Below are 6,954 nucleotides of genomic sequence, written 5' to 3' on the forward strand. Positions count from 1 at the left end.
TTTCAAAGTTCGTCTGCCGCTCTTGGCGACTTAAATATCTTATCAAGTTATCAACAAAAGGTCAACAACTTTTTAAAACATTTTTTCATTCGCTCTCGGCGACGTCTATTAATATATCAGTAAAATTAACAACACGCAATAACTTTTCTAGAAAAACTTTATCTTTTTTATAGTTCTTCTTACATCTCACACGTTATTGATTTCTTTCCTTCATTATATAGCCTCAATTCACTACCCTCTATATTAACTGAAGATTCATTAGTTTATTTTTCAACCCCGTCTTTCTCCTTTTCTCGAACAAGCACAATACGCAAAAAAGAGAGCGAGGACCTCGCCTCGCTCTCAAGAACGTAAACTAGATAACGAGACGTTACGTCGTTTCGCTTCTTTCAAGTAAAAGAAATAGAGCATCTCAGCTTGTTTGACTTGCGCTGCTAACTCTCCCGTATCTTCAATACTTACATCTAGCATATAACGCTTCGCTTCGAATTTCGCCTTCGCATCCAACAACTCTTCTAGAAATCGTTGATCATACTCCGTTCGTAGCGACTTTCGAAACCACCTCATAGTTCTCTTCGACCTTCCATCGCACGAGACAGCGTGACTTCGTCCGCGTACTCTAAATCCCCTCCGACCGGAAGACCGTGAGCGAGCCGCGTCACACGAATACCGGTTGGTTTCAATAGACGAGACAAGTACATCGAAGTCGCTTCCCCTTCGATATTCGGATTCGTCGCTAAAATGACTTCCGTAATTTGTTCGTGCTCTTGCAGACGTGTCAATAGACTAGATACGTTAATGTCTTCTGGACCAATCCCTTCCATTGGACTGATGGCACCATGAAGCACATGGTACTTCCCACGATACTCTCGCATCTTTTCCATCGCAATCACGTCTCTTGAATCCTGAACGACACAGACAACCGTTTCGTCTCGATGCGAATCGGTGCAAATTGAACATGGGTCTACGTCCGTGATGTGTCCACAGACGGTACAATACTTGATATCGCGTTTGGCGCTGACAAGAGACTTAGCAAATGTCAGCACATCGTCCTCCTCCATGTCTAACACATGAAAGGCCAGTCGAATGGCCGTTTTCGGACCAATGCCTGGTAATTTTGTAAAACTCTCAATCAACCGCCCAATCGCTTCAGGGTATTGCAACTCGCATCTTTCCTTTCTTCACTTAAAAGCCTGGGAGGTTCATCCCTTGTGTGAAACGTCCCATCTTATCGTTTACAAGTTGATCCGCTTGTTTCATTGCGTCGTTCACCGCTGCGAGCACAAGATCTTGCAACATTTCAACATCATCCGGGTCGACCGCATCTTCCGCGATGATGACGTCTAGCACTTCTTTGTGGCCACTGACGATGACTTTGACCATGCCGCCACCTGCCGTCCCTTCAACCGTCATGTCTTTCAGCTCTTCTTGAGCTTTCGCCATGTCTTTTTGCATTTTCTGCATCTGTTTCATCATATTGTTCATGTTTCCCATTCCACGCATATAAAGCGCCTCCTTTGTTAAACCTCTTCGATTTCGACGACATCACCGAAACGTTCGAACGCCTGTGCGACAAGCGGATCTTCTTCCGCCGGCTTCGTCTCTTCTTTAGAGTCCGTTCGCTCCGCCTGTTTTTGAAGGATGAACTCGTTTTTTAACTCAACCCAATCCGTTTCAAGTACAGCCATGATCTCTCGACGAATTCCCGTCACTTCAAACAGCGCCTGCTCGATTACGTCACGGGTGCGGCCGTTTGAACTGACTTGTTCATAGTGCCATGTCATCCCATCTTTAAATTGTACCAGTAAGGTGTCGCTTGCACAAAGGACAGCCTCGCTCTCATAGAACAACGCAAAGATCGGGCCATCGACAGTTCGAATGTTCCCCATGATATCTTCCCAACTATCTCGAATCGCGTTCAAATGTTGACGTTCCGCCCGCTGCAGGAGTTGACGGATCCGTTCTTTTGGTACACGAATTTGGGTCCGTTTGACAACTTTCGGTTTGTCGGCAGGCGCGTCCGCTATCGCCACGCCGTTCTTTTTCACTTCGCTCAACTCTTTACTCAGTTCACGGACCTGGTCTTGCAACTGTTGCATCTGCTCGCTCATCGTCCGACCTTGCTCCGCAATCCGGATAAATGTCAATTCAACGAGTACTTTCGGATGGTTCGACAAACGCATCTGTTGCTGACACTCGTTTAGCTCTTCGATGACTTGAAACAACGCGTCCGTCGTCGTCGCCTCGACGAAGGCACGGAACTGTTCGTTCGGCCGGGCCCGCTCAAGTAAATCGACGGCTTGAGGGGAAGCTTTTAAGAGTAGCGCGTCACGATGAATGAAGACGAGATCTTCAACGAAACGCTTCAAGTCTTTCCCGTCGCGCAACATCGTCTCTAGTGTGCTAAGAATGCGGTCAAGTTGTTTTTGTTGTAAGCCGTAAGCCATCTCGAGCAACGCATCATCAGTCACGGCTCCTGTCACTTCTAGGACCGCATCTTCTGTCAAACGGTCGTCACTGAACGCAAGAGCTTGGTCCAACAAACTCAATGCATCGCGCATACCACCATCGGCCGCACGGGCGATCAGTTTGAGCGCTTCCGGATCATACTCATATTCTTGGTCGTTTAAAATATAGGCCATTCGCGTCTGCAACTGGCCGACCTCATGGCGCTTCACGTCAAAGCGCTGGCAGCGCGAGATAATCGTCGCCGGAATTTTGTGTGGTTCCGTCGTCGCCAAAATAAAGATGGCATGCGGCGGCGGTTCTTCTAACGTTTTCAACAACGCGTTGAACGCACCGGTCGACAGCATGTGCACCTCATCGATGATGTATACTTTGAAACGCGCTTGCGAAGGCGGATATTTCACTTTATCGCGAATCTCGCGAATCTCGTCGACCCCGTTATTTGACGCGGCGTCAATTTCGAACACGTCCGGGCTCGTCCCTTCCGTGATGGCGATACATGTCGGGCATGTGTTACACGGTTCTCTCGTCGGGGCCGTCTCACAGTTGATTGCTTTCGCGATGATTTTAGCAAGACTCGTCTTCCCCGTCCCTCTTGGACCAGAGAACAAGTACGCATGGGATACCCGCTCCTCGAGCAATGCGTTTTGAATCGTACGTGTAATATGAACTTGGCCGACCACCTCTTGGAACGACTGCGGACGATAGACCCGATACAATGCTTGATACGCCATGTCTCCGCCTCCTTTCTCTCATCTGTCTCTATTTCATCATACAAAAAAATCTACAACCCTGGGGCCGTAGATTAAAGTTATTAAATAAATCTGCCGCGCACCGATTTCTGAAAGCACGTCAATGTGCGTTACTCATGCAGTTTGCTCGGCCCAAGCACCCCTGCGGCACACGGTACGTCACCACTTAAGGCTGCTTCCTTCCGGACCTGACCTGGTTCATGGGTGACCGTTGCGCAGGACTCAGACGTCAACGCCACTTACACGAGGACAGGCCACACCAATGCACTCCCTCGAATCGGAATTCAGTCTCGCTATAGCGGATTGCGAGTTACAGGGCACCGCTACCTCCCCGCCTAGCACGGCAAATGGGTAAATGAAGTTAAGCACTTCGTTGAGTGCTATTACATTATACTGTTTAATTTAGAGGGTTGCAACCTCTCTGTTCAAGCCGAGCTAGCTTCTTCCTTTGACGAAGGTCACGAAAGAAATCCGTCAAGAGCGCGCCACATTCTTCTGCTAAAACTTTTTCAGTCACCTCGGCCTGGTGATTGAACCGTTCATCTTGCACGAGGTTCATGAGCGTCCCACAACAGCCGCCCTTTGGATCATGCGCTCCGAAGATGACCCGTTTCACACGCGAGAGAACAATGGCACCCGCGCACATCGGGCACGGTTCTAACGTCACATACAACTCGCAGTCTTCAAGCCGCCAATTTTGAAGCGTTTCGTTCGCCGCCTCGATTGCAATCATTTCCGCGTGAGCCGCTGCCAACAAGTCCGTTTCTCGACGATTATGACCCGTCGCAATCACTTCATCACCTTTGACGATGACGCATCCGATCGGGACTTCGCCGATCGCTTCCGCCTTCTTTGCTTCTTCTATAGCGAGCCGCATAAATCGTTCATCACGTTCCATATTCACACTCCGTTTCGCATCACTTATTATGAAAAAAAATGAAAATCATTTCGCTCGCCCTATCCCATCCATTGTATGCTAGAATGGAACTTGCACTTTGGATAATGGAGGATGACATCATATGTTTATAACGGTAGAGGGACCGATTGGTGTCGGGAAAACGTCACTGGCCCATATCATCAGTCAGCACTTTTCAATGCAAATGCTGAATGAAATTGTAGAAGAGAACCCATTTCTCGGCAAGTTTTATGAAGATATCGAAGAATGGAGTTTCCAAACGGAAATGTTCTTCTTGTGCAATCGCTTCAAACAATTAGACGATATCCACAAACACCACTTGAGTCAACAGCAATCCGTCGTTTCAGACTATCATATTTTCAAGAACTTGATTTTTGCCCACCGTTCCCTACGACCGGCTCACTTGAACAAGTACGAGCAAATCTATAAGATTTTGACCCATGATATGCCGAAACCTGATGTCGTCATCTACTTGCACGCTAGCATCGAGACGCTCATGAAACGTGTCGCCTTGCGTGGACGTGAAGTAGAAGAGAATATGTCGCGTGACTACCTCGAACAACTCGCTCGTGATTACGAGACGTTCGTCGAATCGTATCGCGCGACCCACCCCGAAGTGACGATTCTATCGTTTAGCGGCGACGAGCTCGACTTCGTCCAAAACCCGGATGATTTGAAGCACGTCCTCACTACGATTGAACGCGAATTAGAATTGACTAAAGGAGCACAAGCAAAATGACGCTGAATGAAAAGTATAACATTCCGAATGACACGATTATCACAATCGGCGGCATGGTCGGAATCGGTAAATCGACGATCACGAACTCGCTCGCGGACGCCTTAAACTTCCGGACGTCACTCGAGAAAGTAGACACGAACCCGTACCTCGATAAATTCTATCACGATTTCGAACGTTGGAGCTTCCATCTTCAAATCTACTTCTTGGCCGAACGTTTTAAAGAGCAAAAGAAAATCTTCCAATATGGCGGTGGCTTCATCCAAGACCGTTCGATTTATGAGGATACGGGCATCTTTGCGAAGATGCATTACGAGAAAGGTACGATGTCACCGACAGACTACGAGACATACTCGAGTCTATTCGAAGCGATGGTGCTCACACCGTTCTTCCCGCACCCAGATTTGCTCATCTATCTAGAAGGCTCGTTCGAGCAAGTGCTCGACCGCATCCAAATGCGTGGGCGTGAGATGGAACAACAGACCCCAATCTCGTATTGGGAAGAGATGTACGAACGTTACACCGAGTGGATCAACAACTTTAACCTTTGCCCGGTGCTTCGTCTTTCAATCGAAGAATACGATTTGATTAACGATCCAGATTCGGTCGAACTCATCCTTGAGAAGATTGAAAAACAATTGACGATCGCACGTGAAGCGAAAGTCAGATAAGTAAGAAGGTGCGTCGCTCATTTACGCGGCGCACCTTTTTTATATGTGGGCAATCGCCCGCTTATCGTGCCGCGGCGTCTTCCGTGCCTTCCGGAACCCGTCGATGGAATCGAACACGGCCGCCAAAATCGTGATGGCGACGACTATACCGAACACCCAATTGAACGAGACACCGGCCGGCACGTTCGCTTCGATCCAGGCGAGGAATCGTGCATCGAACAATCGCGGTGAACTCGCCATCCAGATGATGAACGTCGCCGACGCGATGTTGTACATCAAGTTATACGATGCAAGCGCATATGACCAACGGCCTTTCACCCATTTCCACAACCCGAGCCCGACTTGAAGCAACACGATGACGAGGAATAATCCAATCACGTCAAAAAGAAACGTTTGGTTGAACACGGGCGTCACCATCGTGAAGCCTGTCGTCGTCGATTCATAGATGCCAATCAACCGCTCCGCGTTGACGTACACACCGAACCAGACCGCCGTAAAAAACAACCCGATCCCAGCATCCCACTTGCTGATCCGTCCGCCGCGCTCCCGTTCCCGAAGTGTATTCACATCCCACTTCATCTTCGGCGTTTTCACATCTTCGCCTCCATAACGCTCGATTAAAAAGAACACGAGTGTAATCCAAAAGATCAGTTGAATACCGACGTTCCATAACGCGTCCCACACGTTCGTCAAAAACGTACCGAGCGTCGGAAGGACCGGACCTGAAAACGTTGGAATGCTCGCTAGCACGAGACCTGCAAAGACGACTGCTAGCACAATCGGTACGACGAGCTTCAAGATCGAGACGTAGAAAGGGAACAGCGTCGGTCCGATGACATATTGCCCTTTATGGACGCGCGCTGCCACGACCGCAGGATGTCCCATTTCATCCAATACACGTTTCACTTCCACTTCCATCGCATCCGCCGGCAACTTCGCTTCAATCTCATGGCGCAACGATTCGGCCAGCTCGTCACGTCTCCCCGCCGGAACATGCTTGACGACCTCCTCGACATATAGCTCGACCCAATCCATGACGTTCACCTTCTTTCTCATGAATCCGCACAAACTCTATACGATTAGAATTCCCGCTTTCCTATGAGACTAGCCGTTGTTCGCCACTTTGCCACAAAAAAAAGCCGCAGACCGGAGTCTACGACCATAAAAAAACGCATCTGCCCATGCAGATGCCCAATCAAGCGGAGTTGGTGGGATTCGAACCCACGCGAGCCTTGCGACTCCTAACGGATTTCGAGTCCGTCCCCTTCAGCCGGACTTGGGTACAACTCCAGGCTTAAAAAAGTGTAAAAAAAAGAAAGTGGAGGAGGTGGTGGGATTCGAACCCACGCAGGCTATTACACCCCTGACGGTTTTCAAGACCGTTCCCTTAAACCACTTGGGTACACCTCCAAA

The 6,954-nt window shown here is 48.9% G+C and carries 8 protein-coding genes, 2 tRNA genes and 1 other RNA gene; 2 read left to right on the top strand and 9 right to left on the bottom strand.

Annotated features, from left to right (window positions below):
• Positions 1-342 precede the first annotated feature (342 nt).
• From RT52_RS14380 to tadA, 6 genes are all read right to left on the bottom strand, one after another.
• Positions 343-567, bottom strand: a complete 225-nt coding sequence (locus tag RT52_RS14380; protein ID WP_034804441.1) for a YaaL family protein — start codon at positions 565-567, stop codon at positions 343-345.
• The gene (recR, locus tag RT52_RS14385; RefSeq protein WP_034804443.1) at positions 564-1,163 is read right to left on the bottom strand and encodes a recombination mediator RecR; all 600 of its coding nucleotides are present in this window, start codon (positions 1,161-1,163) and stop codon (positions 564-566) included. Before recR ends, RT52_RS14380 begins: the two co-directional genes overlap by 4 nt.
• A 22-nt stretch (positions 1,164-1,185) precedes the next feature.
• The gene (locus RT52_RS14390) at positions 1,186-1,503 is read right to left on the bottom strand and encodes a YbaB/EbfC family nucleoid-associated protein (RefSeq protein WP_034804445.1); all 318 of its coding nucleotides are present in this window, start codon (positions 1,501-1,503) and stop codon (positions 1,186-1,188) included.
• Positions 1,504-1,520: 17 nt separating this feature from the next.
• Entirely contained in the window at positions 1,521-3,200 is a 1,680-nt protein-coding gene (gene dnaX / locus RT52_RS14395) for a DNA polymerase III subunit gamma/tau (RefSeq protein ID WP_034818071.1), read from the bottom strand.
• A 93-nt stretch (positions 3,201-3,293) separates the two neighbouring features.
• Positions 3,294-3,562, bottom strand: an RNA gene (ffs, locus tag RT52_RS16265) — signal recognition particle sRNA large type.
• A gap of 53 nt (positions 3,563-3,615) precedes the next feature.
• Complete coding sequence (gene tadA / locus RT52_RS14400; protein WP_034818072.1) at positions 3,616-4,116, bottom strand: tRNA adenosine(34) deaminase TadA; 501 nt, start codon at positions 4,114-4,116, stop codon at positions 3,616-3,618.
• 121 nt (positions 4,117-4,237) lie between these two features.
• Here tadA and RT52_RS14405 point away from each other — a divergent pair, with 121 nt between their 5' ends.
• Together RT52_RS14405 and RT52_RS14410 are read left to right on the top strand one after the other, a co-directional pair.
• Positions 4,238-4,873, top strand: a complete 636-nt coding sequence (locus tag RT52_RS14405; RefSeq protein WP_034818073.1) for a deoxynucleoside kinase — start codon at positions 4,238-4,240, stop codon at positions 4,871-4,873.
• Positions 4,870-5,541, top strand: a complete 672-nt coding sequence (locus tag RT52_RS14410) for a deoxynucleoside kinase (RefSeq protein ID WP_034804458.1) — start codon at positions 4,870-4,872, stop codon at positions 5,539-5,541. The genes RT52_RS14405 and RT52_RS14410 overlap by 4 nt, the downstream gene beginning before the upstream one ends.
• A gap of 39 nt (positions 5,542-5,580) precedes the next feature.
• On the opposite strand, the gene RT52_RS14415 is transcribed toward RT52_RS14410, so the two are convergent.
• The 3 genes from RT52_RS14415 to RT52_RS14425 form a co-directional block, all read right to left on the bottom strand.
• Positions 5,581-6,576, bottom strand: a complete 996-nt coding sequence (locus RT52_RS14415; RefSeq protein ID WP_034818074.1) for a hypothetical protein — start codon at positions 6,574-6,576, stop codon at positions 5,581-5,583.
• 165 nt (positions 6,577-6,741) lie between these two features.
• Positions 6,742-6,831 (bottom strand) — tRNA-Ser (locus RT52_RS14420).
• A 29-nt stretch (positions 6,832-6,860) separates the two neighbouring features.
• Positions 6,861-6,951 (bottom strand) — tRNA-Ser (locus RT52_RS14425).
• Positions 6,952-6,954 lie beyond the last annotated feature (3 nt).

Origin of the sequence: Exiguobacterium alkaliphilum 12/1 (assembly GCF_000714435.1) — a bacterium.
Taxonomy (GTDB): Bacteria; Bacillota; Bacilli; order Exiguobacteriales; family Exiguobacteriaceae; genus Exiguobacterium; species Exiguobacterium alkaliphilum.